Below are 26228 nucleotides of genomic sequence, written 5' to 3' on the forward strand. Positions count from 1 at the left end.
GAGAGACTCCCGCTCGGCTATGACTTCGTGACCCACTTATTGAGCGTCGTGCTCGTGTTCAAGATGTCGCTGGCGAGCCGACGCAGTTCATTGGTGAGCGCCTCGCGGCATTGATGGATGCTGCCACAGTCCTCCATTGCTTCGTTCAACCGGGAGTGCACTCTTTGATGGTACGCCTCGGGATGCGGTCCCTTGTGGCCCGGGACACGGACCTTGTTCGCAGGGTCGTCCAGGGACATGCCCGCACGGTCGAAGATTCTCTGGAACTGGGGCGACCACGGACCGCCGTTATGCGTCGCCTCCCACCACTTGTTCGTGGCGATGTGATGCACCCGGACTTCGACAGGTACGGGAACATTCGGTCCCTTCGCGGACATCGCCACCGCGTTGGGTGACAACGCAATCGTCACCTCGCCGCTCGCGGATACTGCAACTGCTGAGACCTCCGCCGCGGCCACCAGCCGGAAGCCTCCCTGCTCCGCTCCGACCAGCGCGGCCTGTGCCGAACCGGGCAGCGTCGCGACTCTTGCCGACAGCGTCTGCGCCGTGCTCCCCAGCGCCGCCATCGCCAGCATCACGAAGGCCCGTGCCGCCTGCTTTCCCATCACCTCGCCGTACTTCTCTCCCGCGTCCCGGATGCCGTCGAACGTCTCCGCTTCCTTCACCTCCGCCGCCAGCACCCTCCAGCCCTGGATGAGACTCCACACCGTGTCCCAACCCAGGTACGCAATCAGCGCCACGGTCAGCGTCGCCGCGACGCCCTTCGACAGCAGCGGCTCCGGCACCAGCCACAGGCTGAAGTACACCGCTCCTGTCATCACCAGCAGGGACACCGTCGCCTCGGGGTCCACCATCCCTTCCAGCGCTTCGGCCGTCTCCTCCCACACCGAGTCCAACGCGATGCGGAAGGCCAGCGTCCGCTTGCCCTCCTCATCCAGCGTCAGGCCTCTATCCAACAGGTGAAGACAGTCTCCGGACAGCCGCTTGCGCACGCACCAGCGTCCGTACGCGGCCTCCAACTCCGTGCTCCCTTGCGCCACGCGGACGCGGCCCTGCTTCGGGTCGTCCACGGACACGACGCCCAGCGAGGCTCGCGGACGCTGCGCACCGGGATTCGACAGCCGAAGCGACACCGGCGCTTCGCGCGCCAGCATCCGCACCGCCTTCTCGAAGGTGTCTCCCTCCAGCGCCACGGGCCTCGTGTCCGTGCGCGGCGTGTATTCACGCGCACGGCCTTCTCCCGTGTCCAACCTCACCGTCCGTGACGTCGCGCAGCCCGTCACGAACAACATCCACAGCACGCACCACCCGCGCGCTGGCATGTTCGTTTCCGCTCAGCCGTGCAGCGCCACGCCCAGCTCCGCGTCTCCGTGCTTCAGCCAGGTCCTGGCCGCGGACTCCTGCCAGAAACGGCGGAGGATCTTGTCCGTGCCGCTCCCGGAGGCCACCCGGTTCAACTGCAACGCGACGATCTGGTTCTGCACCAACTCCGCCACCCGCGTCACCCCGGAGCGCAGCCCGTACTCCTGCACCTTCCGGATGAGGTCCGCCGCCTCCGGCGACGCCGGCCGGAACGTGCGCAGGTCCGCTTCGATCTTGATGGCCTGCCCCGCCACTTCATCCGTCGCGGCGCGCAGGTCCTCCACGAAGCGCTTCATCTCCTCCAGCCGGATGTAGCCCTCCAGCGCGAAGCTCACGATGGATTCCGCTCGGTCCACGTCGATTCGATACATCGAGGCCCCCTTCGTGAGACTGCGTCAAACCTTCTCCTCCATCAGGCCCCCACCTGCCAACGTCCCGAGGGATGAGTCCCCTATTCAGGACTCCACGCCCACCTGCTCCAGAAGGAGGGCCAGCCCTCGCGCCGCCGCGGCCCGCCGCACCTGGCGCCGGTCCCCTTCGAACCGGTGACGCTCCACCACCGCGGCCCTCCCGCGCCGCTGCACCGCGATGAACACCAGCCCCACCGGCTTCGCCTCCGTCCCTCCCCCGGGCCCCGCGATGCCGGTCTCCGCCACCGCCCAGTCCGCCCACGAACGCTCCAGGGCCCCCGCCGCCATCGCGCCCACCGCCTCCGCGCTCACCGAGCCGTGCGCCTGCAACAACGCCAGCGGCACGCCCAGCTGCTCTCCCTTGGACTCGTTCGAGTACGGCACGACCCCCCGCTCCACCACCGCCGACGCCCCCGGCACCTCCGTCAGCGCCGCCGTCATCAGCCCTCCCGTGCACGCCTCCGCCAAGGCCAGCCGCACCCCGGCCTCGCGGCACCTCGCGATGACCTTCGCCGCCAACGCCTCCAGGTCGCTCACGCGCCCTCCCCTGGCACCGCCGCCAGCACCGACACCAGCACATCCCCCCGGAAGGTGATGCCCACCGTGCCCTCCTCCACGCACAGCCCCACGGCCGGGTGCACGTCGGCTGGACACAGCGCCCCCAGCCCGCCTCTGGGCGTGAAGCCCGCGCGCCGCAACCGCTCCCACCACGCCAGGGCCGGCTCGTGGCGCTCACACCGCTCCGACTCGTTCACCGTGCCCACGATGTCATCCACCTCCCGGCCGAAGAACCGCTTGATGGCGCGGCGCTCCGCGACCGGGATGTCCAGCGTATCCAGCAGCTGGAACACCCGGGAGAAGTGATTCCACGCGTTCTTCAACCGCTCCCGCGCCGGTGCCCGGTGGTGGTCCACGTGGGGCTCGCACATCACCACGCCCACCGGGCCCAGCGACGCCAGCCTCGCCAGCACCGCGTCGCGCGCCTCCATGCCCGACGTCTGCTGCTCCGCCACGTGGTGCAGCGCGAACGCCGCGTTCACCACCAGCGGCCGGCGCACCGCTCGCAACGCCGCCCACGTCGCCATGTCCAGGTCCTCCACCGGCGACTCCAGCTTCACGAACTCGAGCGACAGCCCCACCTCCTCCGCCACCGCCAGCACCGCGTCCCGCGCCTCCACCAGGCTCGTGCCGCTGGGGTCCACCCCCACCACCGTCAGGTGCCGGGGCAGCGCGCCCGCCTTCGCCAGCGCTCGCAGCAGGTTGCATTCCTGACGTCCCTGCCCGATGCCCACGTCCAGCAGCGTCGCCTCCGCGTGTCCTCGGAGGAACTCCGCGAGCAGCGCGTTCGCCACCGCGTCCGCCGCCGACGCCAGCGGCAGGTGCTTCATCAACCGCCGGAACAACTCAATCTGTGGCGCGCCTCCGTCCACCTCGGACGCCCGGTACGGGTGCAGGGCCCCTGTCGCGCCCTCCAACCGGCGCGACAGGGCCGTGGCGAACACCGCGTAGTTCTCGTCCTCGGGGATGCGCTCCGCGTCCAAGAGCCGATAGAGCGCGGCGAGCGCTTCGACCGCCTCCATCGTTCGCGCGGACAACGCATGGTCCATCGCCCGGAGCAGCAGTTCGTCCTTCGGCGTCCGCATGCGCCCTCCCCGCGGAACCCTGGCCGTGGTTTCCGCTCGACATGGAAAAGTGTAACGACCGCTCATGTCGCCGCTCCAGGGGGGCGGCACCTCGGGACAGAGGGCCGTGCGCGTTCGCACAGCGCGCCGCCCTTGGGGACGGAGTGGCGCGGCGCGGAGGGAATGGCGGTGCACGCGTGAGGCCCGGCGGCTCCTGGCACTTCATCCAGTAGACTCCGAGTGAAAAGGCGCCACCAGGATTCGTGTCCCGATCCGTATGCCCTCCGTGAACCAACTTCCGTCCGGCGCCAGCACGAGTGTCACATTCTCGGGGGGCCGGTGTTGAAGCGCTCGCCCATGTTCCTCCCCCGTGCCGTCCTCCTGGCGTTGGCGCTCGTGCTCCTGTCCGCCGCCACTGCCCGCGCGCAGGGCGTGCCCTCCGCTACCAGCGAGCCTCGCGCCGTGGAGGTGGACGTCCACGCCACCGACGCGGGCCAGGCCCTCTCCTCAGAGGACGCCGTCCGACTGGGCCTCTCCCCGGACGCGGGTGACCTGGCGCTCGTGCCGCCCAGCCTCATCGCCGACGCTCCCGCCGCGTGGCCGCAAGGCCTGGAGGGTACGGCCGGCGAGGTGGAGCTGGAGCTGCTGGTGGACGTGGAGGGCCGCGTCGCGGAGGCGAAGGTGATCCGTGCCGCCTCCGAGCCGCGCCTCACCGACGCGGCGCTCGCCGCGGCCCCGGGCCTGCGCTTCACCCCGGCCACGTTGGGCGGCGGCCCCGTGGCCGTGCGCCTGCCCTTCGTCTACCGCTTCACGCCGCCCGTGCAGGTCCCCGCCTCCACCACGCGCCTCACTGGCGAGGTGCGCGCACGCGGCACGCGCCGCCCGCTGCCGGACGCGGCCCTCTTCCTGGACGGCGCGCTCCAGCCCGCCGCCACCACGGACGCGCAGGGCCGCTTCACGCTGGACGTGCCGCCGGGCCCGCACACGCTGGAGGTCCGCGCTCCGGGCCACGCGACGACGGCGTTCACGGAGACGCTGACGCAAGGACAGACACTCCAGGTCATCTACCGGCTCCAGCCTCGCGAGGTGAACCCCTACGAGACCGTGGTGCGCGATGAGCGCCCGCGCACGGAGGTCACCCGCATCAGCCTGCACGAGCAGGAGCTGCGCGAGGTGCCCGGCACGCTGGGCGACCCGTTCCGCGTGGTGATGTTGATGCCGGGCGTGGGCAGCCTCGCGTCCGGTATCAGCTACCCGGTGGTGCGCGGCAGCCAGCCCGCCGCCACGGGCTTCTTCCTGGACGGCGTGCGCATCCCGATGCTGTACCACCTGTTGCTCGGGCCCGCGGTGGTGCACCCGGACTTCATCGACACCGTGGACTTCTATCCGGGCGCGCCTCCGGTGCAATACGGCCGCGTGCTGGGCGGCGCGGTGGAGGGACGCCTCAGCCGCCCTCGCGAGGACCGGCTGCACTTCACCGCGTACGCGGACCTGCTCAACGCGGGCGGCTTCATCGAGCAGCCCTTCGAGTCCACCGGCACCAGCGTCAGCCTCGCGGGCCGCTTCAGCTACTCCGCGCTGCTCCTCTCGCTGGCGGCCAACGCGCTCCAGCGCCCGGACGCGCAGCAGGTGCGCGCGGGCTTCTGGGACTACCAGGCGCGCGTCGAGCAGAAGGTGGGCAAAGGCCGCCTGCGCCTGTTCGCGCTGGGGAGCTCCGACGACGTGGGCATCTCACCCGAGCTGGAGCCGGGCGCGGATGGCGGCGGCGTCGTGTCGCGCTTCCACCGCATCGACCTGCGGGGCACGCACCCGGTGGCGGAGGGCGAAGGCGAGGTCGGCGTCACGCTGGGCTGGGACGGCCTGGGCCTCAACGGCGAGCAGACGCGCAGCGCCGGGGACGCCCTCGTCCGCGAGCAGGTGGGCGAGTACGGACTGCGCCAGGTGAGCGTCGCCGCTCGCGCGGGATGGCGCCGCGCGCTGACCTCGTCGCTCGACCTGGCCGTGGGCGCGGACGTGGAGCACCGCCGCTCGGCCACCACGCTCACCGGCACCGCGCGGCCTCCGGGCTGGCGGCCCTCCGACGACGCGGATCCGCTCAAGCGGCCCAGCGCGCTGGCCACCTTCTCCGGCGCGTATGCGTCCGCCACGTGGAAGCCCTCGGAGCGCTGGGCCGTGACGCCGGGCCTGCGCGTGGACGCGTACCACCTGGTGCCGGGCATGACCTTCACGGCGGTGGAGCCGCGCCTGTCCGTGCGCCACGCGCTGACGGACACCCTCACGCTCAAGGGGGGCGCGGGCCTGTTCCACCAGCCGCCCACGGTGCTCGTGCACGTGCCCGCCATCGACACCGCGAGCCTGCGCTACGGCCTCCAGTCCGGCGCGCAGTTCGACGTGGGCGCGGAGTGGAAGGCCTTCGAGGGGCTGGAGCTGAGCGCGGACGCGTTCTTCAACCCCCTGTCCCGCGCGGTGGAGTTCGACCTGGTGGACGTGGCGGAGAACCGCCGCCGCCGGGGCAGCCTGGGCGAGGACCCCGCCACCACCGGCTACGCCTACGGCTTCGACCTGATGGCGCGCCACCCGCTGGGCCGACACTGGTTCGGCTGGGTGTCCTACAGCTTCCTCCAGAGCAAGCGGAAGGCGCGCTTCTCCCGCATCGGCGACGACAACCGCGTGCTGGAGACGGTGGAGGGCACCCTGCCCTTCGCCTTCGAGCAGGCGCACACCTTCAACGCCGCGCTCAGCTACAAATTCGGCAACAACTGGACGGTGGGCACGGTGGTGCACTTCAACACCGGGCGGCCGGAGACGGGGCAGATCACCTCGCAGCCGCGGCGCTGGGTGACGAACGGCGACGGCTCGCCGGAATGGATTCGCCAGGACCTGGACCGCGCGCAGCGGCTGGCGCCCTTCTTCCGCGTGGACGCGCGCATCGCGAAGTCGTGGGCCTACCAGGACTTCACGCTGGACGCGTCGCTCGACGTGCTCAACCTCTCCGCGCAGCAGGAGGTGGTGGGCTACGACTACCTCGCGGTGGGCGGCGGCCAGGATGGCTCCATCAACGAGGACTCCCGTCCCCTGCGCGAGCCCATCCGCATTCCCATCATCGTCCCGCTGCTCGGGCTCAAGGCGACCTACTGACATGCGACGCGCACTCGTCACCTCCCTGGGGCTCCTGGCCTTCGCCGCCGGCTGCGAGCGCTCCCCCGAAGACCCCATCTTCGCGTACGGCCGCGTGCTCCAGCGGGACGGCACCCCCCGCGCGGGAGCGTCGCTGAGCCTCGAGCGGATGGAGGACGACGAGCGCTTCCATCCGGTGGGCATCACCACCACCACCGAGGCCTCCGGCGACTACACCCTGGAGATGCTCTCCGGAGACGCCGTGTTCGAGGATTCCTACAGCCGGACCCGCCAGCGGCTGCGGGTGGCGCTGCCGCTGGAGGAGGACGGCAGCGGGACCTTCATGCGGTTCTACATGCAGGACGACGTGGAGCTGCCCACGCTCCAGCCCTGGGACGCGCATCCGCTCGTGGGCACTGGAGATCAGGGTCCGACCGTGTCCTTCCCGCCCGCGCCGCCAGCCCCCACCCAGCCGGAGACGGCGGAGACGCTGGAGTTGCTCACCGAGGACGGCGAGTTGATTCCCATGCTCGCCACCGACCCCGTGCCCCTGCTGTGGGTCACGTCCGGTGCGGAGCTGCTCTGGCGCCAGAGCGGCGCGAGCTCTCCCTGGACCCCGGGTCCCTACGTGCTGGAGGACTTCGCCGCGCCCCAGGTGCGGCTGCGCGCCGCCAGCGTGGGCGAGTGGATCTTCGCCCCCCTGGGCGCCGGGTCCAGCTCCGTGGGCTTCCGGATGGAGTGGCGCACCGGCGCGGAGCCGCTGCCGGCGGGGACGCTGCGCCCCGTCAGCCGCGGCGCGACGTGCGAGCCGTCCTTCCCCGATGTCTGTCCATGGACGGATGGACGGCTCACGCGGGTGGACTTCTTCAAGGAGGAGACCGACCCCCGCGCATTTGGCGTCGTCATCCACCTGCCCCGGCCTGTCATCCCCCGGCGCGCGGTGGTGCGCGGGCTGAACTACCTGAAGGGCTGGGGTGGCAGGGATTGGCTCGTCCTGGAGGGCAGCGAGGACGCGGAGCATTGGCAATCCCTGGCGCGCGTCAAGCTGCGGGACCTGACCTCGCAGGAGCGCACCCTTCGCGAGACCGTGTTCAACGACTCCAGCGAGCCGCCCGGCGGAGACTCGCCCTATGGGGACGGTCCGCTGCCCCAGGGCTCGCGGGAGCCCGTCTTCCAGGACGTGCCCCTCTCCAGCACCGCGCCCGTGCGCTTCGTGCGGCTCTCCGTGGAATCCCTTACCTACGACGGGACCACCCCACCCGCTGAGTTCTATACCCTCTCTGAATTGTCCATCTTTGAATAGTCATTGAGGATGACCCTCCAACCCTTGGAAGTTGCTTGTCTGGGGTGGAGCCCGGGAGTCCTTCCCAACCAAATAAATCAAGAAATAAAGGGCGAACCGTTCTTCTCCTGCAGCACCGCTCATTCGTGCCCGAGGAGGGCCCCGATGATTGCGCTGACCTGGACGTATGGGCAGCTCCTCAAGGGATTGACGGAGCGGGTGCGCCGGGTGCTGCTGGTGCAGGTGCTCATCCTGGCGCCGAGCTTCGGGGTGCTGGAGCTGGACCCATGGGGTCCTTCGCACCGGGGACTTTCCCTGACACGTCTGGCGCTGTGGGGCTGCGCCGTGGGGCTGTTGTGGGCGCTGCACCGTTATGCCTTCGGGCGCACGCGGGTGGCGTCGTGGCAGCGCGTGGTGTGGGTGACGGCGCTGTGCTGGCTGGGGCAGTGGATGGGCGGCTTCGTCGCGCTGGAGGCGTTGCCCCGCTCGCTGCAGCAGTGGTCCGGGGCGCGGTGGATCCACGTGGGCTTCACGGTGCTGTTCTTCTGGGCGGCGACCGCGCTGCTCTACCGGCTGGCCGCGCCCGTGCCGGAGCCCGAGGCCGCTCCCGCCACGCCCACGGGCCCCGAGTCCTCGTCCGGCAAGAAGGGCTTCAGGCGCGCGGAGCGTCCAGCGGGAGCCTGAGCCTCGCGCGGCAGCCCCGGCCGTCCGTGCGGTTCTCCAGGCGCAGGCTGCCTCCGTGCGCTTCGGCGATCTGCCGGCTGAGCGCCAGGCCGATGCCGCTGCCCTGGGGCTTGGTGGTGAAGAAGGGCACGAAGAGGTTCGCGGTGTCCGCGAGGCCGGGGCCTTCGTCCTCCACCCAGACCTCCACGGCGCCCGGCGCATGCACCGCCCAGGAAACCCAGACACCGCCCGCGCTGCCCTCCGACAGGACGGCGTCCACGGCGTTGCGCACCAGGTTGATGAGCAATTGCTCCAGCTGGTCGCCATCCCCGGACACGGTGAGGACGGGGCCCGGGCGCACGGCGACGGGGCGGCGCGGCTCCAGGGCCACCACGCGCCGCACCCAGGGCTCCACCTCCACGGGCCCCAAGGTGGGGGGTGGCAGGCGCGCGAGCCGCGCGTGGGCGGACATGAAGCGGGACAGGGCCTCCGCGCGGCGGGCGATGATGCCCAGGCCGTGACGGGTGTCCTCCTCCCAGTCCGCGGGGCGCGGCACCTGGGAGACGGTGTCCCGGAGGGCGTCCGCGATGGACTGGATGGGGGTGAGGGAGTTGTTGATTTCGTGGCTGAGCACGCGGACCAGCCGGCGCCAGGCTTCGCGCTCCTCTTCGCGCAATGCCAGACGCAGGTCGGTGAGCACGACGAGCTGGTGGGGCTGGCCGCCTTCGCGGAAGGTGCCTCGCCACAGTTCGTAGGGGCCGCCGTCCTGCTGCGCGAAGACGCGCGTGAGGCGGCGGGGGGCGGGACCCTCCAGCAGGTCGCTCCAGCCGAGGGCTTCGGCGCGCTGTCCCAGCAACTGCGCGCGCGGCAGGCCCACGAGCCGGGCGCCCGCGCGGTTCACCAGCTTGAGGGTGCCGGAGGCGTCGAAGGCGAGCACCGCGACGTCGATGGCCTCCATGACCTGGCCCAGCAGCGCGCCGGCCTCCATGGCGCCCAGGCGCTGTTCGCGCAGGGTGTCCCCCAGGGCGTTGACTTCCAGGAGCACCTCTCCGAGAGGGTCCCCCGCGCGTCCGCCCCGGCCGCGCACGGAGTAGTCCCCTTCACGCAGCGCGGCCAGCAGGCCCGCGACGGTGTGCAGGGGCCGCACGACGCGCTCGCGGAGCGCCAGACAGGCTCCGGCGTGGATGCCCACCACGAGGACGGACAGCGTCCAGCGCACCTTCGCGGTGAAGTCCCCCGTCCAGAGCAGCGCGAGCGTCACGAGCACCGCGGGCAGGCCCGCGAGGACCGCGAGCCACATGACGCGCAGGTCGTATGGCGCGCGTGCATCCGGTTCGGACGGCTCCGCGGGACCGCGGCTCACCTTGCGCCCTTGATGCCGTAGTACTGGAGCCGCCGGTAGAGCGCGCTGCGCGACAGGCCCAGCGCCTTCGCGGCTTCGCTCACGTTGCCGTCATGCCGGCCCAGGGCTCGCTCGATGAGGTAGCGCTCCGCCTCCTCCAGCGTCATCTCCTCCAGGCGCGTGCTGCCTCCACCCGGAGGCCCCATCCGCTTGAGCAGCAGGTCCTCCGCCTCCACGCGGTCCCCCACCGCCATCAGCAGTGCGCGCTCCACCGCGTGCTCCAGCTCGCGCACGTTGCCCGGCCACGGGTACGCGATGAGCGCCTCCATGGCTCCTGGCGCCAGGTGGATGTCGGGACGGCCGTAGCGCTGCCCCTGCGCCGCCAGGAAGTGCGTCGCGAGCAACGGGATGTCCTCGCGCCGCTCCCGCAGCGGCGGCAACTGCACCTCCACCGTGTTGAGCCGGTAGAGCAGGTCCTCGCGGAAGCGGCCCTCCGCCGCCGCGCGGCCCAGGTCCACGTTCGTCGCGCTCACCACGCGCACGTCCACGCGCCGCGTCCGCGACGAGCCCACCGGGTGCAGCTCCCCCGTCTGGAGCACCCGCAGCAACTTCGCCTGCTGCGTGAGCGGCATGTTCCCAATCTCATCCAGGAAGAGCGTGCCGCCGTCCGCCAGCTCGAAGCAGCCGATGCGGTCCGCCTTCGCGTCCGTGAAGGCGCCCTTCACGTGGCCGAAGAGCTCGCTCTCGAAGACGCCCTCGGACAGGCCGCCGGAGTTCACCGCGACGAAGGGCCGGTCCGCGCGCGTGCTCGCCGCGTGGATGAGGCGCGCCACCACCTCCTTGCCCGTCCCGTGCTCCCCCGTCACCAGCACCGGCGCCGACGACGGCGCCACCCGCTCGATGAGCCTGCGCACCGGCTGCATCGCCCGCGAGTCGCCCACCAGCGGAGAGCGTCCGCCCTGCTCGCGGCGCAGGTGCTGGTTCTCCTCCTCCAGCCGCCGGCCGCGCTTCAGCGCCCGGGACAGCTCCAGTTGCGTGCGCAGCGTGGCCAAGAGGCGCGTGTTGTCCCAGGGCTTCTGCACGTAGTCGCGCGCGCCCAGGCGCATCGCCTCCACCGCGCCCTCCACGCTGCCCCACGCCGTCATCACCACCACGGGCAAGAGCGCGTCCCTCGCGCGCAGCTCGCCCAGCAGGTCCAGGCCCTCGCGCCCGGACGTCGTATCGCGCGCGTAGTTCAAGTCCATCAACACCAGGTCCACGTCCTCCGCGTCCAGCGTGGCCTTCACGCCCGCGGGGGATTGCGCGCTCACCACCGTGTAGCCGTCGCGCTTGAGCAAGAGCCGCAACGCCTCCAGAACGTCCGGCTGGTCGTCGGCCACGAGGATGCGGGTGGTACGCGGAAGGGGAGCAGTGGGTTCGGACACGGAGGACGCCACGGTTCAGGGACTGTGCCAGAAAAGGGGGAAGGTCAGTCGGCCCGGAGCGCGATGATGGGGTCCACGCGGGTCGCCCGCAGGGCCGGCAGCCACGACGCCCCCAGCGCCACCCCGGTCAGCAGCAGCGCCACCCCGCCGAAGGTCCACGGGTCGGCCGCCGACACGCCATACAGCAGCGACCCCAACAGCCGCGCCAACCCCAATGACAGGCACAGCCCCACCGCCACGCCCGTGAGCGACAGCCGCAGGCCCTGCGCCAGCACCAGCCGCAGCACGTCGCCGCGCGCCGCGCCCAATGCCATGCGGATGCCCAGCTCCCGCGTGCGCTGCGTCACCGAGAAGGCGATGACGCCCGACAGCCCCAGCGCCGCGAGCAGCAGCGCGACGCCCGCGAACAAGCCCATCACCAGCGCGGACAACCGACGGGCGCCCGTGGACTGGTCCATCCGGTGCGTGAGCGAAGACACGTCGAACAGCGGCAGGTCCGCGTCCACCGCGCGCACCTCCGCCTCCACCTGGGCGCGCAGCGCCTCCGGGGCCCCGGACTTCACCCGCACCGCCAGGCCCATGGAGACGTCCGGCAGCTGCGACAGCGCGTAGTACGCCGCCGGGCGCGCGGGCACGTCCAGGCCCCACTCGCGCAGGTCGTCCACGATGCCCACCACCGTGGTCCACTGCATGTCCTTGCCGTGCAGCTTCACCCGCTGCCCCAGCGCGTCCCCCTTCGGCCAGAAGAGGTCCGCGAAGGAGCGGTTGATGACCACCGCCCAGGGCGCGTCCGGCCCGTCCCCGTCCTCCAGCAACCGCCCCTGCCACGGGTGGACGCGCAGCGCGTGCAGGTAGCCCGGCGTGACGGCGCGGAACTCCACCGCCTTCCACAGCTCGCCCGGCTGGCGCGTGCGCCCCTCGATGTCGAAGCTGTTGTCCATGAAGCCGCCCAGCGGGAGCACGTTCGTCAGCCCTGCGGACTCCACGCCCGGCAGCGCCTGGAGCCGGGGCACCAGGTCCCGCAGGAAGGCCGCCTGCCTCGCCCGGTCCGGGTACTGCACCTTGGGCAGCGCGAGCGCGCCGGTGAGCACGCCGTCCGACTCGAAGCCCGCGTCCACACGCTGGAGCGCGAGGAAGCTCTTCACGAACAGGCCCGCGCCCACCAGCAGCACCAGCGCGAGCGACACCTGCGCCACCACCAGCGCGGCGCGCAGCCGGCCCGTGCGGTGGCTCCCCGTGGCGCGTGCGCCCTCGCGCATCGCCGCGTGCAGGTCCGCGCGGCTCGCCTGGAGCGCGGGCACCAGCCCGAAGAGCACGCCCGTGAGCACCGACACCGCCAACGTGAAGAGCACGGAGGCCACGTCCAGCTTCACGCCCTGGGCCCGGGGCAGGCTGTCCCCCACCGTGGCCACCAGCGCGTCCGTGCCCCACAGCGCGAGCAGCAAGCCCACCGCGCCCGCCACCAGCGACAGCACCAGGCTCTCCGTGAGGAACTGCGCCACCAGCCGCGGCCGGCCCGCGCCCAGCGCCGCGCGGATGGACACCTCGCGGCCCCGCGACACCGCCCTCGCGAGCAGCAGGTTCGCCACGCTGGAGCACGCCACCAGCAGCACGAAGCCCACCGCGCCCCAGAGCAGCCACAGCGTCTCGCGGACGCTGCCCACCACCTGGTCCTCCAGCGACTTCACGCTCATGGACCAGCCCCACCGCTGGTACTCGGCCACCAGGTCCGTGGGGCGGGCGTTGCCCATGCGCACCAGGTCCGCGCGCGCCGCGTCCAGCGTCATGCCCGGCTTGAGCCGCGCCATCACGCTCAGGAAGCGGTTGCCGCGCCGGGACTCCTCCTGCTGCTCGGGCGTGGGCGCCAGGGGCACGACCCCCTCCGTGTCCTCCGGATAGACGGCGCCCGGGGGCAGCACGCCCACCACCGTGCGCGGCACGCCGTCCAATCGCAGCACGCGCCCCAGCACCTCCGGGTCCTTCGCGAAGTGGGTGCGCCACGCGGCGTCCGTGAGCACGACGACCTTGTCCTGGCCCGGCGTCTCCTCCTCCTGCGTGAAGCCCCGACCGAGCACCGGCGCGACCCCCAGCGTGGGCAGGAAGGACGCCGTGGCGATGACGACGCGCAGGCGCCGGGGTGACTCCTCGCCGGTGAGCGTCATGTCGTCGGGCCGGAAGGCCGCCAGCGCCGTGAAGGCCTTCGTGTGCGTGGTCATGTCCCGGTACTCGGGGAGGGAGTTCGACACCTCCTTCAGGCCGAAGGCGTCGAAGTTCGGGGCCAGCAGCACCAGCCGCTCCGGCTGGGTGAACGGCGGCGGGGTGAGCAGCACGCCCTTCACCACGCTGAACACGGCGCTGTTCGCGCCGATGCCCAGGGCCAGCGTCAGCACCGCCACCGCCACGAAGCCGGGGGCGTTCTTCAGGGAGCGCCACGCGTAGCGCAAGTCACCGAGCAGGTGTTCCATGGCCGTGTCCCCGTCCTTCAGCGAAGCTGTTCGTCCTGCACGACGCGGCCGTCGAACAGGCTCACCGTGCGCGTGGCGATGCGCGCGTGCGCCGGGTCGTGCGTCACCATGCAGATGGTGGAGCCTGCCTTGTGCAGGTCGGACAAGAGCTGCATCACCGCCTCGCCGTTCTTCGAGTCCAGGTTGCCGGTGGGCTCGTCCGCCAGGAGGATGAGGGGGTCTCCCGCCACGGCGCGCGCCACCGCCACGCGCTGCTGCTGACCGCCGGACAACTGCCCCGGCAGGTGCCGCGCCCGGTGCGCCATGCCCACGCGCTCCAGGGCCCGCTCCACGCGCTGCTTGCGCTCCTGCGCGGGCAGCCCCCGGTAGGTGAGCGGCAGCTCCACGTTCTCGAAGACGGTGAGGTCTCCGATGAGGTTGAAGCTCTGGAAGATGAAGCCGATGTGCTGGTTGCGCACCTTCGCCCGGTCCGTGGGCGACAGCTCCAGCACGCTCCGTCCATCCAGCAGGTAGCTGCCGCGCGTGGCGGTGTCCAAAAGCCCCAGCACCGCGAGCAGCGTGGACTTGCCGGAGCCGGACGGGCCGACGATGGCCACCCATTCGTTCTGGCGGATGGTGAGCTGGATGTTGGAGAGGGCGTGCGTCTCCACCTCCTCCGTCTCGAACACCTTGGTGAGCCCGTCGAGTTGGAGCAGCGTCTTGCCCGGCACCGCGCCCGGGGCCACGGCCTTCGCGTCGCGGTCGTTCGTCATCGTCGTCATCATCGCAGCCTCACGCGCTCCACCGCATCCCACGCGGTCATGTCCGACAGCACCACCTGATCGCCTTCCGAAAGTCCCTGCACGACCTCCACCGCGTTCACCGAGCCGCGGCCCAGCTTCACGGGGATGCGCACCGCCTCGTCGCCTCCGGGCAGGAGCCGGAAGAGCGCCAGCGTGCTCTCCGCCTGGGCGCCCGCCGGACGGCCCACGGACAGCACGTCGTCCAGCCGCTCCAATTCCACGGTGCCCTCCACGGTGAGGTCCGGCCGGGCGCCCCTGGGCAGCGTGTCCGGCAGCGACACCTCCACGCGCACCGTGCCCTGGCTGGCCGCGGGGGCCACGCGCGCGACGGTGCCCTCCACCACGCCGTTGCGCGTGTCCACCTGCGCCTTCAGGCCCGGGAGGATGTCGCGCGCCTGCGTCTCCGCGATTCGCAGCTCCGCCTTGAGCCGCTCCGGCTTCACCACCTTGGCCAGGAGCACCCCGGGCGTCACCCACTGGCCCAGCTCCAGCGGCAGCTCCTGGAGGACGCCGTCCTCGCCCGCGAGCACCTTCATGGACTCCACCTGCTGGCGGCGGAAGCGCGCCACGGCCTTGAGCCGCTCCACCTGCTCCTGCTGGGACGCGAGGCGCTGACGCAGGCTCTGGGACATGACGTCCAGGCGCTGGCGCTCCAGGTCCAGACGCTGGCCCGCCTCCTGTGCCTTCTCCTGCGCCTGGCGCGTCTCCAGGTCGCCGACGAAGGCCTTCTGGAAGAGCGCGGCGTTGGCCTGGGCGCGGCGGGTGGCGTCGGCGGACTCGGCGGTGAGGGTGGCCACGGTGGCCTGCTGGGACAGCCGCTGCGTCTGGAGCAGCTCGCGCAGCTCCAGGAAGTCGCCTTCGGCGCTCGCGAGCTGGCGTTCGGCCTCCAGGGCCTGGAGCTGCACGTCCGGGTTGGACAGCTCCAGCAGCACCGTGCCGGCGGTGACGGTGGCGCCGGGCCGCACGTGGATGCGCTCCACGCGGCCGGCGGTGTCGGCGGTGAGCCAGCGGATGGACTCGGGCACCAGGGAGCCGGTGCCCTTCACCTGGCGCACCAGCGGGCCGCGCTTCACGGTGTCCAGCCACACCGAGGCCTTGTCCACGGTGGGCGCCGCGGGGCGCAGCCGGGACAGTCCCACCGTCACCGCCACGAGCGCGGCGAGGCCCAGGGCGGCCAGGAGGTAGGGTTTGCGGCGCGGGGCTTTGGCCTTCGGGATGTCCACGCCCCGGGCCATAGCGAGCCGTGTGCCAGGGCTTCGAGCCGGGCCAAGCACCCGGAAACACAAGGGCGGTGGAGGGATGCGCGGGCGCGTTGACCGCTTGCGCGAAGGGCGCGTCCCAGGAACGGACACCGCGAAGAAGTGTGCTGGGGGTGAATAGAAACAGCGTCAGGCCGTCTGCCTGCCCGATTCAATTCCCACACACTTTCGAGGAACACCCCATGCGCTCCACCGCCCTGCGGACGCGCGCCGGCATGCTGCTGGCCGCCACGCTTCTGCCCTTCTCCGCGTTCGCGGATGCCCTGTACCTCCAGCTCACGGACGTGGGCAGTGAGGTGGACGCCAGCGGGCTGACCGCGAGCACCGTGGCGGAGCGCACGCGCTACGGCATCGAGGAGGCGCTGAAGAGCGCCACCACGGAAGCCATCCTGATGGACCCGCAGCACGAGGGTTCGCCCGACGTGACGGTGAGCGCGAAGGTGACGCGGGCCGGGGAGAAGTATCGGCTGACGTATCAACTGGCCACGACGCACGCGCCAGTGCGCACCAAGACGCTGGCGTATGAGTTCGTCAATCCCAGCCTGAGCGACAAGGGCTCGGTGGCGATGGCGCAGGCGGTGCTGTCCGAGGCCCAGAAGCTGGAGGCCGCGAGCCAGGAGACGCCGGTGGCGGCGGAGGTGCCCGCCGCGGCGGGCTCTGACTCGCTGGTGTCGGAGCGTTTGAGCAACGATGCGTCCCGCTATGAGGGCATGGAGGGGGACTCGATGGGGCGCGAGACGGAGAGCCCGCGGCTGCCTCCCCGGCGCGGTGGCCGGACGAACCTGGACCTGGGCCTCGCGTTGGGATTCAACAGCCCGTCCGGCATCTTTGGCGGTGAGCTGGAGTACCGGGTGGCGCCCATCCTGGGGCTCAACCTGAGCGCGGGCACGGGGGCCTGGGGCTTCCGCGTGGGTCCGGTGGCGCGCCTGTATCCGCTGGGCGAGGTGCGCACGAGCCCGTTCCTGGAGGCGGGCATGAGCTTCAACATGGGCACGACGTCGACGACCACGCTCACGTTTGGCGACGAGTCCGAGGTGTACACGACGGAGAAGCTGTTCACGCCGGTGGCGACGCTGGCGGTGGGCATGCGCCAGTCGATGGGCCCCATGTACCTGGGTCTGCGCGCGGGCTGGGGCTTCCGCCTGCGTGAGGACAACTGGAACACGTCGGACGGCCGCGACCCGAACCTCCTCGACGCGCTCGATATCGGAACCAGCCAGCACGGCGGCTTCCTGTGCAGCGTCACGCTGGGCATGTCGCTGTTCTAATCAGGGCAGCCGCGACGGTGAGCCCGCGTCCTGCCAGGAGAGTGGCAGGAACGGAGAGGGCCCGTCCCCCAGCGCATCCGGGGACGTGGTCCCGGGCTCGCCGGGCGTGGCGGACACGCCAGCATCCTCGGGCTTCGCGGTATCGGGCTGACCGTCGATGAGCCGCCGGAGGATCCGGCCATCCCGGTGGATGGCGTAGCTCGCCCCCGAGTCCAGCGCGGGCTGCGTGCCGCCACACGCCTTCGGGTCTTCATCGATGCGGATGAAGATGACATCGCCCTGCCGGACGACGCGGTACTGCTGGGACGCCCAGCGGCTTCCACAGGACACGGCGGCGTCCTGCGGTGGAAGCAGGTCCCGGGCAGCGACGGTGAGCGCTCGCAGGGTGTCTCCATCCAGTTCGTACACCGTGCCTTCGGTCCCCAGTGAGACAGCGGGTTGCGCGAAGAACGGCGGGAAGGTGATGGAGGGGTCCTCCTCGTAAGCCGAAGGAGACGGCGTTGCGGCTCGCATGCAGCCCGCCAGCATGAGCGCGGAGATCAAGATGAGATAGGTCCTCCGCACGGACATGCGCTCAGCGTATCCCGTCCCGGGTAGGCTCGCGCGCCATGCCGGCCTCCCTGCTTGAAGTGTTCCTGGACCATGCCCGTCACGAGCCCTCGCGCCCGTTGCTCTCCTTCGAGGGGACCACGTACTCGCGCGGTCAGTTGGCGGAGCGGGTCACCGCGTTTGCTCGCGGACTCAAGGCCCGGGGGCTGGCTCCGGGTGACCGCGTCGCGCTCTTCCTGGAGAACAGCGACGCGTTCGTCGTCACCTGGCTGGGCGTCCAGGCCGCGGGCTGCGTCGCCGTGCTCGTCAATACCGCCTACCGCCAGGTGGAGCTGGCCCACATCCTCTCCGACGCGGAGGTGAAGGTCTGCGTCACCGGGACCTCTGGCGCCTCGGAGCTTGCTCCGCTGCGCGACCAGTTGCCCTCGCTCCAATGGCTCATCACCGTGGAGCCCGGGCTCCCCGCGTCCCTGCCCTCCGTGGCGTTCGCGGACGTGCTCGCGCTCGGCGCCGCGTCCACCGCGTCCCTGCCGCTGCCCCGCGCGGAGGACCTGGCCGTGCTGGGCTACACGTCCGGCACCACCGGCCGCTCCAAGGGCGCCATGCTCCAGCACCTGCAATTGCTCTCCAACGTGCGCGCCGTCACCGAAGCCTGGCGCTGGACCGACGCGGATCGGCTCCTGCTCACCCTTCCGCTCTTCCACACCCACGGCCTCATGGTGGGCCTGCACGGCACCCTCTTCACCGGCGCCAGCGTGGACCTGCGCCGCCGCTTCGTCGCCTCCGAAGCGCTCACCGCCCTGCATGACGACGCGTCCCTCACCCTCTTCTTCGGCGTGCCCACCATGTACGGCCGCCTGCTGGAGGAGTCCCGCCGCACCGGCGTGACGCCGCACCCCTTGCGCCTGTGGGTCTCCGGCTCCGCCCCCCTGAGCCCCCAGCTGTGCCTGGACATCGAGGCGCGCTTCGGCGCCCGCATCCTGGAGCGCTACGGGATGACCGAAACCATCATGAACACCACCCAGCCCTACGACGGCGAACGCCGCCCCGGCACCGTGGGCATGCCCTTCCCCGGCCAGGAGGCCCGCGTCGTGGACGTGCGCTCCCGTCAGCCCCTGCCTCGCGGCGAGACGGGCGAAATCGAGGTCCGCGGCCCCCACGTCTTCACCGGCTACTGGCGCCGCCCGGACGCCACCGCCGAGGCCTTCGACGCGGACGGCTGGTTCCGCACCGGCGACCTGGGCGAATGGGATCCGGACGGATTCCTGCGCATCACCGGCCGCGCCCGGGAGCTCATCATCAGCGGTGGCTTCAACATCTACCCCCGCGAAGTCGAAGAGGTCCTCACCGCGCACCCCGCCGTCGCCGAGGCCGCCGTCCTGGGCCTGCCCGACCCGGACTTCGGGGAGCAGGTCGTCGCCGTCATCGTCCCCCACCCCGGCGCCACCACCGACGCCCAGGCCCTGGTGGACTGGTGCCGGGAACGGCTCGCCGCCTTCAAGAAGCCCCGCCGCGTCGTCTTCACCGACGCCCTTCCCCGCAACGCGCTCGGAAAGGTCCAGAAACACATCCTCAAGGAGCGCCTGGCCGCCTCCCAGGACACATCCACCGCCACCTGACCAACAGAACCCACATCGGCCCCTGGCCGAACTGGCGCGCGGACCTACCTTCTCCGGCGAGAGAAAATGGAGCCACCGCGTGAAGTCCCACCCCGCCCGCATCCCGTCCCATCCGCCTCCGGCCTCCCGGCCGACAGGGGCCCCGGGCCGTGCGCGCGCGGCGGAGGGGGACCGCGCATGAAGCGGTTGCTCATCGTGGACGACGAGCTCGCCATCGTGGAGGCGCTCGAGGACATCCTGTCCCTGGAGGGCTACGACATCGTCACCGCGTACAACGGCGACGAGGGCCTCCAGCGGCTCCTGGCGTCCAAGCCGGACCTGGTGCTGTTGGATTTGATGATGCCGGTGATGGACGGCGGAGAGCTGCTGCGCCGCATCCGCGCCCACCCGGACCTGTGCGACCTGCCCGTGGTGGTGATGAGCGCGGGCCGCCTCACGGACGAGGAGCGCCGCGCCAGCTCCCACTTCCTCGCCAAGCCCTTCGAGCTGGACGACCTGCTGGGCACCATCCAGAAGCAGCTGCCCGCGGACGGGGCCCTCGCCTGAAGCCGGCGTTCAGCCCGGCGTCGCGCGGAAGAGGACGTCCCGGTAGTACTGCAGCTCGCTGATGCTGGAGCGCAGGTCCGCGAGCGCGGTGTGCCCGCTGGGCGGCTTGCGCGGCTCCACCAGCGCCGGATACCAGGCGCGGGTAATCACCTTGAGGCTGGTGACGTCCACCATGCGGTAGTGCAGGTAGCGGTCCACCATGGGCATGTGGTCGATGAGGAAGCGCCGGTCCGTGTGGATGGAGTTGCCCGCGAGGATGCCCTCGCCCAGGTCGCAGTAGTCCGCGATGAAGGACGTCACCTCGCGCTCCACCACGCGCAGGGACGACGTGGACGCACGCACCTTCTCCAGGAGGCCGTTCTTCGTGTGCATCTCGCGCACGACGGGCTCCATGCGCTGGAGCATCTCCTCCGGCTGCCAGACGACGCGCTCGAACTCGCCCAGGGGGCGCAGGTCCGGGCCGGTGACGATGATGCCCACCTCGATGATGCCGCAGGTATTGGGGTCCAGCCCGGTCATCTCCAGGTCGAGCCACACGAAGCGGATGTCACGGGAAGCCATGTCCGGAAGGGTCCTGGTCGCGAAGAGGGAAACGTCCCTATAGCAGCCCGGCGCCCCGGTGCACCCCTCGCGTGGACGAATCCGCCCGCCGCGCCCGCCTGGCGCCCTAGAAGTCCACCAGCGCCTCGGCGGTCCACACGCCCTCCGGCCCCTGGCGCACGGACACCTGGGTGAGCGACGCGCCCGTCAGCGCCACGTGGGTGCCATGGCGCGCCTGTCCCGCGCGCTCGCCGAAGCCGTGGCCGAAGAGGTTCAGCCCGTCCAGCCGCACCACGAAGCACTGGAAGCGCAGGCGCCGTCCGGCCATCGCGCCCACCACCGCGCGGAGCCAGTCCGCGAGCAGCTGGTCATGGTCCGCGGACTGGCAGTCCACCTCCAGCTCCTCGTGCGCTTCCACGCTCCGAGGGTCCGTCACCAACGCGCAGAGTCCCAGCGCCGCCATCTCGAAGGCCTGCTCCATGGAGCGGCCCACGCCCCGCACCCCGAGCAGCTCATCGTGGGTGAAGTGCTCCCAGTGCGTCCGGGGCCGGCGGTCTTCCGCGTGCACGGTTTCCACATCCATACGTCCTCCTCATGTCCTCGTCGTCATCCGCTTCCCGTCAGAACCACCACCCGCCCGCCACGTCCGGCGCCGGGCCCTCCGCCTGTGCGGGGCTGGCCTCCCGGGCGCGCGTGAGCCAGCGCCGCAGCTCGTCCTGGCTGAGCGCGGGGAAGGTGTCGTAGGCGTCGGAGACCTCGCGCAGCGTGGGGTCCAGCGTCAGCGCGTGCACCGCGTCCGCGCGGCTCCGGATGAGCTCCAGCGAGCGCGGCGTCGCCACGCCCACCGCCACGATGCGCTGGCGCGCGCCCTGCTGCTTCAGCGCCAGGAGCGCCGCGGCCATGGTGGCGCCCGTCACCATCCCGTCATCCACCAGCAGCGCCATGCACCCGCGAATGCGCGGCGTGAGGCCGCCGCGCAGCTGCCGGGCCTGCCGCTCCACGTCGTCCACCTCCTCGTGCACGAAGCGCTCGAGCGTCTCTCCGGGCAGCTTCGCCTGGACCGCTGCCTGGGGATCCAGGTACAGCCCGCCGCCCTCCGTCACCGCGCCCAGGGTGAGGCGGCCCCCCGGCACGCGCAGCCGGCGCGCCACCCACAGGTCCAGGGGAGCCCTCAAGGCCCGGGCCACCTCGTACGCCACGCGCAGCCCGCCGCGTGTCAGCCCCAGGACGCACACGTCCCCGGAGCGGTAGGGCGTCAACACCCCCGCGAGCTTCTGTCCCGCCTCCGCCCTGTCCCGGAAACGCATGGGCCCACCTCCACCCCCGGAAGGTGCTCTTCGCTCCGGAGTGTGTCGGCGGAGGCACGTTCAGTGGCTCTCCTGGCGGCATGCCCGGGGGGCCAGGGCACCGCGAGTGCCTCCCGCGCTAGGGTGCGGACCCATGATGCCCATGACGCCCATCGCCCTCGTCGTCGGCAGTGCCAGTCCCCACCTCGGCCGTGCGCTCGCCCAGGCGTTCGGCGCGGAGCCGGTGGGAGTGAAGCGGGAGCGCTTCCCGGATGGAGAACTGCACATCGAGGTGCCCCCGGAGGAGGTGCGGGGCCGCCGCGTCGTCATCCTCCAGTCCTCCACGCCGCCCGTGGGTGAGAACCTGATGGAGCTGCTGCTGCTCGCGGACGCGTGCTGGCGGGCGGGCGCGGCCTCGCTGGAGGCGGTGATTCCCTACGTCGGCTACGCGCGCCAGGACCGGCGGGCCCGGCCGGGTGAGCCCCTGGGCGGACGCCTGGTGGCCGACATGGTGTCCCACGGCCGCTTCGCGCGGGTGTTCACCGTGGACCTGCACAACCCGGCGCTGGAGGGCTGCTTCGGCGCGCCGCTGGAGCACCTGTCCGCGCTGCCGCTCTTGGCGGACGCGCTGCGCCCCCACGTCACCGACACGACGGTGGTGGTGGCGCCGGACCTGGGCGCGGTGAAGCGCGCGGAGGCGCTGGCGAAGCTGCTCGGCCGCCCGTGGGCGGTGGTGCACAAGGCGCGGCTGAGCGGCAATGAGGTGGAAACGCTCGGCTTCCTGGGCCACGTGCGCGGCATGCGCCCCATCCTGGTGGACGACATGGTGTCCACCGGCGGCACGCTGGCGGCGGCGGCGAAGGAGCTCAAGGGCGAGGGCTGCGTGGACGACTTCATCCTCGCCACCACGCACGCCCTGCTGGTGGGCCCCGCGCTGGAGCGCCTGCGCGGCGTGCCCGTGAAGCGGCTGTTCAGCACGGACAGTGTGGAGCACCGGGAGAACCTGCCCTTCCCCCACCAGGTGGTGACGCTGGCCCCGCTGCTCTTGCGCGCACTGCGGCCCGACGCGCGTTAGTCTGCCCGGCCATGTCCGACACGCTTCTGACGCAGCTCGACGCCGGGGTCTTCTCCGTCACCTTCAACCGGCCGGAGAAGAAGAACGCCTTCACCCACGCCATGTACGAGGCCGCCACCGCCGCCCTCCAGGAGGCGGAGCGCCGCGAGGACGTCCGGGTGGTGCTCCTGTCCGGCGCGGGCGGCGCGTTCACCGCGGGCAACGACATTGGCGACTTCCTGGAGCACCCGCCCACGGGCGAGGACAGCGCGGTGTTCCAGTACCTGCGCGCCCTGGCCGGCCTGACGAAGCCCGTGCTCGCGGCGGTGGAGGGCGCGGCGGTGGGCATTGGCACCACCATGCTGCTGCACTGCGACTACGTGGTGGCCGGGGAGAAGGCGCGCTTCAGCATGCCCTTCGTCAACCTGGGCCTGTGCGCGGAAGGCGCCAGCAGCCTGCTCCTGCCGCGCGCGGCGGGCTTCGCGCTGGCGTCGGAGCTGCTGCTCTTCGGAGACCCGTTCGACGCGGCCACCGCGCTGCGCGCCGGCATCATCAACAAGGCGGTCCCGGAGGCGCAGCTGAAGGACGTGGCCACCGAGCGCGCCCGCGCCCTGGCCCAGCGCCCCGCCCAGGCGTTGAAGGTGACGAAGGCGCTCATCCGAGGCCCGCTGCGGGAGCAGGTGGACGCGGCCCTCAAGCGCGAGGGCGCCGAGTTCGTCCAGCGCCTCGCGTCCGACGAAGCGAAGGAAGCCTTCATGTCCTTCATGTCGCGCGGCCGGAAGTAGCCCCGCTCGCTTCGCGACGTCCGTAGCACTCCCGGGTCCGCGTGCACGTGCGCGCGGACCCGGTGTCGTTTCAGCCGGGGACTACCGGGGCGCGGGCGGCGCCTGCGGCGTCTTCGCGGGCTTGCCGGTCAGGAAGGCCCCGATGCTCGCGCCCTGGGCCTCCTTCAGCGCGATGCACTGGTCCACGATCTCCAGCACCTGCCGCAGCACGCGCTCGGTGCCGGGCACCCGGTTCACGCGCGGCTCGAAGAAGGCGGCCACCTCCTGGCGCTTGGCCGCGTCGCAGTAGCCGGCGCCCATGTACGGCAGCCGCGAGCCCATGCCCTCCGGCAACAGGCCCGGCTTGTCGTCCGTGCCCACCAACGTGTCGAAGTTCGCCTTCAGGAACTCCACCGCGGTGTCGCGGGTGCGCGGGTCGCGCGACGCGCCCATCAGCAGCCACAGGTTCTCACGCATGTCCTGCTTCGGGTCGAGCAGCAGCTCCAGGTTCGCCTTCACCAGCTTGGGGTCCGAGACGTGGCTCAGGCCGCCCAGGAGCTGCTGGCGCTGGACGCGGCTCGTCTCCACGCGCAGGGCCTCCATCAGCTTCGCGTGCAGGGCCGCGTCCCCGTGCTCCACCGCGATGGCGAGCACCGGGCCCACGACGTCCGGCGCCACCGCCTTGCGGTCCTTGAGCCACGCTTCCGCCAGCGTGCGCGCCTCCGCGATGAGCTTCGGGTCGTTGCCCTCGTTGCCGGCGAGCTCCAGCAGGCGCGGACGCAACAGGCGCATGTCCTCGCTCTCACCGGCGCGCGGCTTGAAGCCCAGCTTGCGCGCGCGCGGCCCGAAGGTGTCACGGACGTAGCGGGCGCGGTCCGCCTCCTGCGCCTCCGTGATCAGCCGCGACGACACCAGGTCCATCAGGTCCAGGCCCGCCTCCAGCACCTGCCGGTCCGGGTCCTCCGCCACGCCGGTGAGCAGCGGCAGCGCGTCCGCCGCGGGCATCAGCCCCGCCTGCGCGAGCGCCAGCGAGTCACTCAAGAGCACCACGCGCTCCGCGCGCGACAGCTTCGACAGGCCGGACTTCATCAGCTTCGCGTGCGTGTCGTCGGACAGGCGCATGCGGTAGTAGCCCGCGCCGTCCGCGTTGGGGAACACCCACGCCGGGCACGCCTTCGCCTCCGGCAGCGCGACCTCCGCCTTCTGCTGCGTCATCAGCGTACACGCGGTGGCGTCCTTGCCCGCGCCCGGGTACTTCACGCACACCGGAACCTTCCACGACTGCGCCTCCGGGGCCTTGGAGCCCAGGCGCACGTAGCGCTGCTGGGTGAGAGCCACGCGCGGCTTGCCGCCGTCACACAGCAGGGTCGCGGTGATGAAGGGCGCGCCCGTCTGGTCCAGGAAGCTGTTCATCACCTGGGACACGTCCTTGCCGGACTCGGCGGACAGCGCGTCCAGGAAGTCCTTCGCGGTGGCGTTCTTCCCCGCGTGCGCGCGGATGTAGCGCTGGATGCCCTTCTGGAAGACGTCCCGGCCCAGCCACGTCTCCGCCATGGCCAGCACCGCGCTGCCCTTGCTGTAGGTGATGCCGTCGAAGGCGTTCTCGATGTCGCCCGCGTTCTGGATGGGCTGACGGATGAAGCGCGCGGCCACTAGGCTGTCCGCCTCCAGCGCGCCGTTGCGCTCCTGCACGCGCTCCACCGGCGCGTCCCACGTGGGCTGGTACGACTCCACGATGCGCGGGGTCATCCACGAGGCGAAGGACTCGTTGAGCCACAGGTCGTCCCACCACGCCAGGGTGACCAGGTCGCCGAACCACTGGTGCGCCAGTTCGTGCACCTGCACGCTCGCGAACGCGCGCTGGCGCCAGATGGCGTCCTCCTCCGGCTTCGACAGGGCGAGGCGCGAGTTGAACGTGACCAGGCCCGGGTTCTCCATGGCGCCGCCCATCAGCGGCACCGCGAGCACGTCCAGCTTCTCGTAGGCGTAGGGGATGCCGAAGTAGGCCTCCAGGCGCTCCAGGATTTCCGGCGTCACCTTCGCGGCCCACGCGGCCTCACTCGCCCGGCCGCGCGGCGTGATGATGCGCGTCTTCACCTGCTTCTGCCCCGCGTCGCGCGCGGGCAGGAAGTCGAACGGGCCCACGCCGAAGGCGATGAGGTAGCTGGGCAGGGGCTGCGTGGGGGCGAAGCGGTAGATGTGCCAGCCGTCCGCGCCCTTCTCGTCCGCGAGCTGCGGCGTGTTGGTGACGGCCACGTTGCCTTCCGGCACGTGGAAGGTGAGCTGCCACGGCACCTTGAAGCCGGGCTCGTCGAAGGACGGGAAGGCGCGGCGGGCGTCCAGCGGCTCGAAGTGGGTGTAGATGTACCAGTCGCCGCCCTCGTTGACGCGGAAGGCACCGGAGTTCTCGCGCTCGGACGCGATGCCCGTGTACGCGAGGTGCAGCTTCGCGCCGCCCACGGCCAGCGGCTTCTCCAGCGTCAGGCCGAGGAAGTCCTCGCCGGCGGAGGAGGCCTTGAGCGTCTGGGTGACGCCCCCCTGATCCAGCGTGGCCTCCTTCACGATGAGGCCCTTGCCATGCATCCAGATGACGTTCGTGGCCTTGGCCACCTCCAGCATGACGTCGACGGTGCCTTCGAAGGCCTCCGCCTTCGGATCCATCTTCAGGACGATGGCGTACTTCGTGGGCCGCACGTCGTCCGGCAGCCGCAGCGTGGGCGGCTTGGGCGCGGCAGGTGCCTGCACGACAGGCGGCGTTTCAACGGCACCGGGAGCGGGAGCGTTGCCCTGTCGGGCGCCGCATGCCGCAAGGAAGGTTGCGGTGGCCAGGGCCACCGGACGGAGCAGGTTGGGCATGGCCGCGCAGTGTGGACC

Annotated in this window: 22 protein-coding genes; 8 read left to right on the forward strand and 14 right to left on the reverse strand. The window is 71.6% G+C overall.

Annotated features, from left to right (window positions below):
* Nucleotides 1-17: 17 nt before the first annotated feature.
* The 4 genes from JYJ93_RS01870 to JYJ93_RS01885 all read right to left on the reverse strand — a co-directional run bounded on the left by JYJ93_RS01870 (nt 18) and on the right by JYJ93_RS01885 (nt 3415).
* Complete coding sequence (locus JYJ93_RS01870; RefSeq protein WP_206786135.1) at nt 18-1322, reverse strand: AHH domain-containing protein; 1305 nt, start codon at nt 1320-1322, stop codon at nt 18-20.
* 12 nt (nt 1323-1334) lie between these two features.
* The gene (locus tag JYJ93_RS01875) at nt 1335-1733 is read right to left on the reverse strand and encodes an STAS/SEC14 domain-containing protein (RefSeq protein ID WP_206786136.1); all 399 of its coding nucleotides are present in this window, start codon (nt 1731-1733) and stop codon (nt 1335-1337) included.
* A gap of 84 nt (nt 1734-1817) precedes the next feature.
* A complete protein-coding gene (locus JYJ93_RS01880) occupies nt 1818-2309 on the reverse strand; it encodes a CinA family protein (protein WP_206786137.1) in 492 nt (163 codons plus the stop codon).
* On the reverse strand, nt 2306-3415 hold the full coding sequence (locus tag JYJ93_RS01885; RefSeq protein WP_206786139.1) for a GRAS family protein: 1110 nt from the start codon (nt 3413-3415) through the stop codon (nt 2306-2308). Before JYJ93_RS01885 ends, JYJ93_RS01880 begins: the two co-directional genes overlap by 4 nt.
* Nucleotides 3416-3751: 336 nt before the next feature.
* Between JYJ93_RS01885 and JYJ93_RS01890 the strand changes: the two genes are divergently transcribed.
* From JYJ93_RS01890 to JYJ93_RS01900, 3 genes are all read left to right on the forward strand, one after another.
* Nucleotides 3752-6532, forward strand: a complete 2781-nt coding sequence (locus JYJ93_RS01890) for a TonB-dependent receptor (RefSeq protein WP_206786141.1) — start codon at nt 3752-3754, stop codon at nt 6530-6532.
* A 1-nt stretch (nt 6533) separates the two neighbouring features.
* Nucleotides 6534-7814 (forward strand): hypothetical protein, encoded by a 1281-nt coding sequence (locus JYJ93_RS01895; RefSeq protein ID WP_206786142.1) that lies wholly within the window; start codon nt 6534-6536, stop codon nt 7812-7814.
* Nucleotides 7815-7958: 144 nt separating this feature from the next.
* Complete coding sequence (locus tag JYJ93_RS01900; RefSeq protein ID WP_206786143.1) at nt 7959-8477, forward strand: hypothetical protein; 519 nt, start codon at nt 7959-7961, stop codon at nt 8475-8477.
* On the opposite strand, the gene JYJ93_RS01905 is transcribed toward JYJ93_RS01900, so the two are convergent.
* The 5 genes from JYJ93_RS01905 to JYJ93_RS01925 are packed head-to-tail and all read right to left on the reverse strand — an operon-like array spanning nt 8446 to nt 15692.
* Entirely contained in the window at nt 8446-9819 is a 1374-nt protein-coding gene (locus tag JYJ93_RS01905; RefSeq protein ID WP_269012926.1) for an ATP-binding protein, read from the reverse strand. The two genes, JYJ93_RS01900 and JYJ93_RS01905, sit on opposite strands and share 32 nt — an antisense overlap.
* A complete protein-coding gene (locus tag JYJ93_RS01910) occupies nt 9816-11234 on the reverse strand; it encodes a sigma-54 dependent transcriptional regulator (protein ID WP_206786144.1) in 1419 nt (472 codons plus the stop codon). Before JYJ93_RS01910 ends, JYJ93_RS01905 begins: the two co-directional genes overlap by 4 nt.
* Before the next feature lie 32 nt (nt 11235-11266).
* Nucleotides 11267-13687 carry an ABC transporter permease gene (locus tag JYJ93_RS01915; protein ID WP_206786145.1) on the reverse strand — a complete coding sequence of 807 codons (2421 nt, stop codon included), beginning with the start codon at nt 13685-13687 and terminating at the stop codon, nt 11267-11269.
* Nucleotides 13688-13704: 17 nt separating this feature from the next.
* Nucleotides 13705-14439: an ABC transporter ATP-binding protein gene (locus tag JYJ93_RS01920; protein ID WP_206786146.1), complete on the reverse strand. Its 735-nt coding sequence runs from the start codon at nt 14437-14439 to the stop codon at nt 13705-13707.
* 8 nt (nt 14440-14447) lie between these two features.
* Complete coding sequence (locus tag JYJ93_RS01925) at nt 14448-15692, reverse strand: HlyD family efflux transporter periplasmic adaptor subunit (protein WP_206786147.1); 1245 nt, start codon at nt 15690-15692, stop codon at nt 14448-14450.
* Between the two features lie 218 nt (nt 15693-15910).
* Here JYJ93_RS01925 and JYJ93_RS01930 point away from each other — a divergent pair, with 218 nt between their 5' ends.
* Nucleotides 15911-16996, forward strand: a complete 1086-nt coding sequence (locus tag JYJ93_RS01930; RefSeq protein WP_206786148.1) for a hypothetical protein — start codon at nt 15911-15913, stop codon at nt 16994-16996.
* Here JYJ93_RS01930 and JYJ93_RS01935 read toward each other — a convergent pair whose 3' ends face one another.
* Nucleotides 16997-17566, reverse strand: a complete 570-nt coding sequence (locus tag JYJ93_RS01935; protein ID WP_206786150.1) for a hypothetical protein — start codon at nt 17564-17566, stop codon at nt 16997-16999. It lies immediately after the preceding gene.
* 38 nt (nt 17567-17604) lie between these two features.
* Here JYJ93_RS01935 and JYJ93_RS01940 point away from each other — a divergent pair, with 38 nt between their 5' ends.
* Together JYJ93_RS01940 and JYJ93_RS01945 are read left to right on the forward strand one after the other, a co-directional pair.
* Nucleotides 17605-19164, forward strand: coding sequence for an AMP-binding protein (locus JYJ93_RS01940; RefSeq protein ID WP_206786152.1), 1560 nt, complete (start codon nt 17605-17607; stop codon nt 19162-19164).
* Nucleotides 19165-19341: 177 nt separating this feature from the next.
* Nucleotides 19342-19710, forward strand: coding sequence for a response regulator (locus tag JYJ93_RS01945; RefSeq protein WP_206786153.1), 369 nt, complete (start codon nt 19342-19344; stop codon nt 19708-19710).
* 9 nt (nt 19711-19719) lie between these two features.
* Here the strand turns inward: JYJ93_RS01945 and orn are convergent, their stop codons facing one another.
* The 3 genes from orn to JYJ93_RS01960 form a co-directional block, all read right to left on the reverse strand.
* The gene (gene orn, locus JYJ93_RS01950) at nt 19720-20271 is read right to left on the reverse strand and encodes an oligoribonuclease (protein WP_014393105.1); all 552 of its coding nucleotides are present in this window, start codon (nt 20269-20271) and stop codon (nt 19720-19722) included.
* Between the two features lie 106 nt (nt 20272-20377).
* Nucleotides 20378-20833: an archease gene (locus JYJ93_RS01955; RefSeq protein ID WP_206786154.1), complete on the reverse strand. Its 456-nt coding sequence runs from the start codon at nt 20831-20833 to the stop codon at nt 20378-20380.
* A gap of 37 nt (nt 20834-20870) precedes the next feature.
* Nucleotides 20871-21557: a phosphoribosyltransferase family protein gene (locus tag JYJ93_RS01960; protein ID WP_206786155.1), complete on the reverse strand. Its 687-nt coding sequence runs from the start codon at nt 21555-21557 to the stop codon at nt 20871-20873.
* A 133-nt stretch (nt 21558-21690) separates the two neighbouring features.
* Between JYJ93_RS01960 and JYJ93_RS01965 the strand changes: the two genes are divergently transcribed.
* Nucleotides 21691-22611: a ribose-phosphate pyrophosphokinase gene (locus JYJ93_RS01965; protein WP_206786156.1), complete on the forward strand. Its 921-nt coding sequence runs from the start codon at nt 21691-21693 to the stop codon at nt 22609-22611.
* Between the two features lie 11 nt (nt 22612-22622).
* The gene (locus JYJ93_RS01970) at nt 22623-23375 is read left to right on the forward strand and encodes an enoyl-CoA hydratase (protein WP_206786157.1); all 753 of its coding nucleotides are present in this window, start codon (nt 22623-22625) and stop codon (nt 23373-23375) included.
* Nucleotides 23376-23456: 81 nt separating this feature from the next.
* Here the strand turns inward: JYJ93_RS01970 and JYJ93_RS01975 are convergent, their stop codons facing one another.
* Nucleotides 23457-26099 (reverse strand): M1 family metallopeptidase, encoded by a 2643-nt coding sequence (locus JYJ93_RS01975; RefSeq protein ID WP_330166765.1) that lies wholly within the window; start codon nt 26097-26099, stop codon nt 23457-23459.
* Nucleotides 26100-26228: the final 129 nt, after the last annotated feature.

This window comes from Corallococcus sp. NCSPR001 (assembly GCF_017309135.1).
Classification (GTDB): Bacteria; Myxococcota; Myxococcia; order Myxococcales; family Myxococcaceae; genus Corallococcus.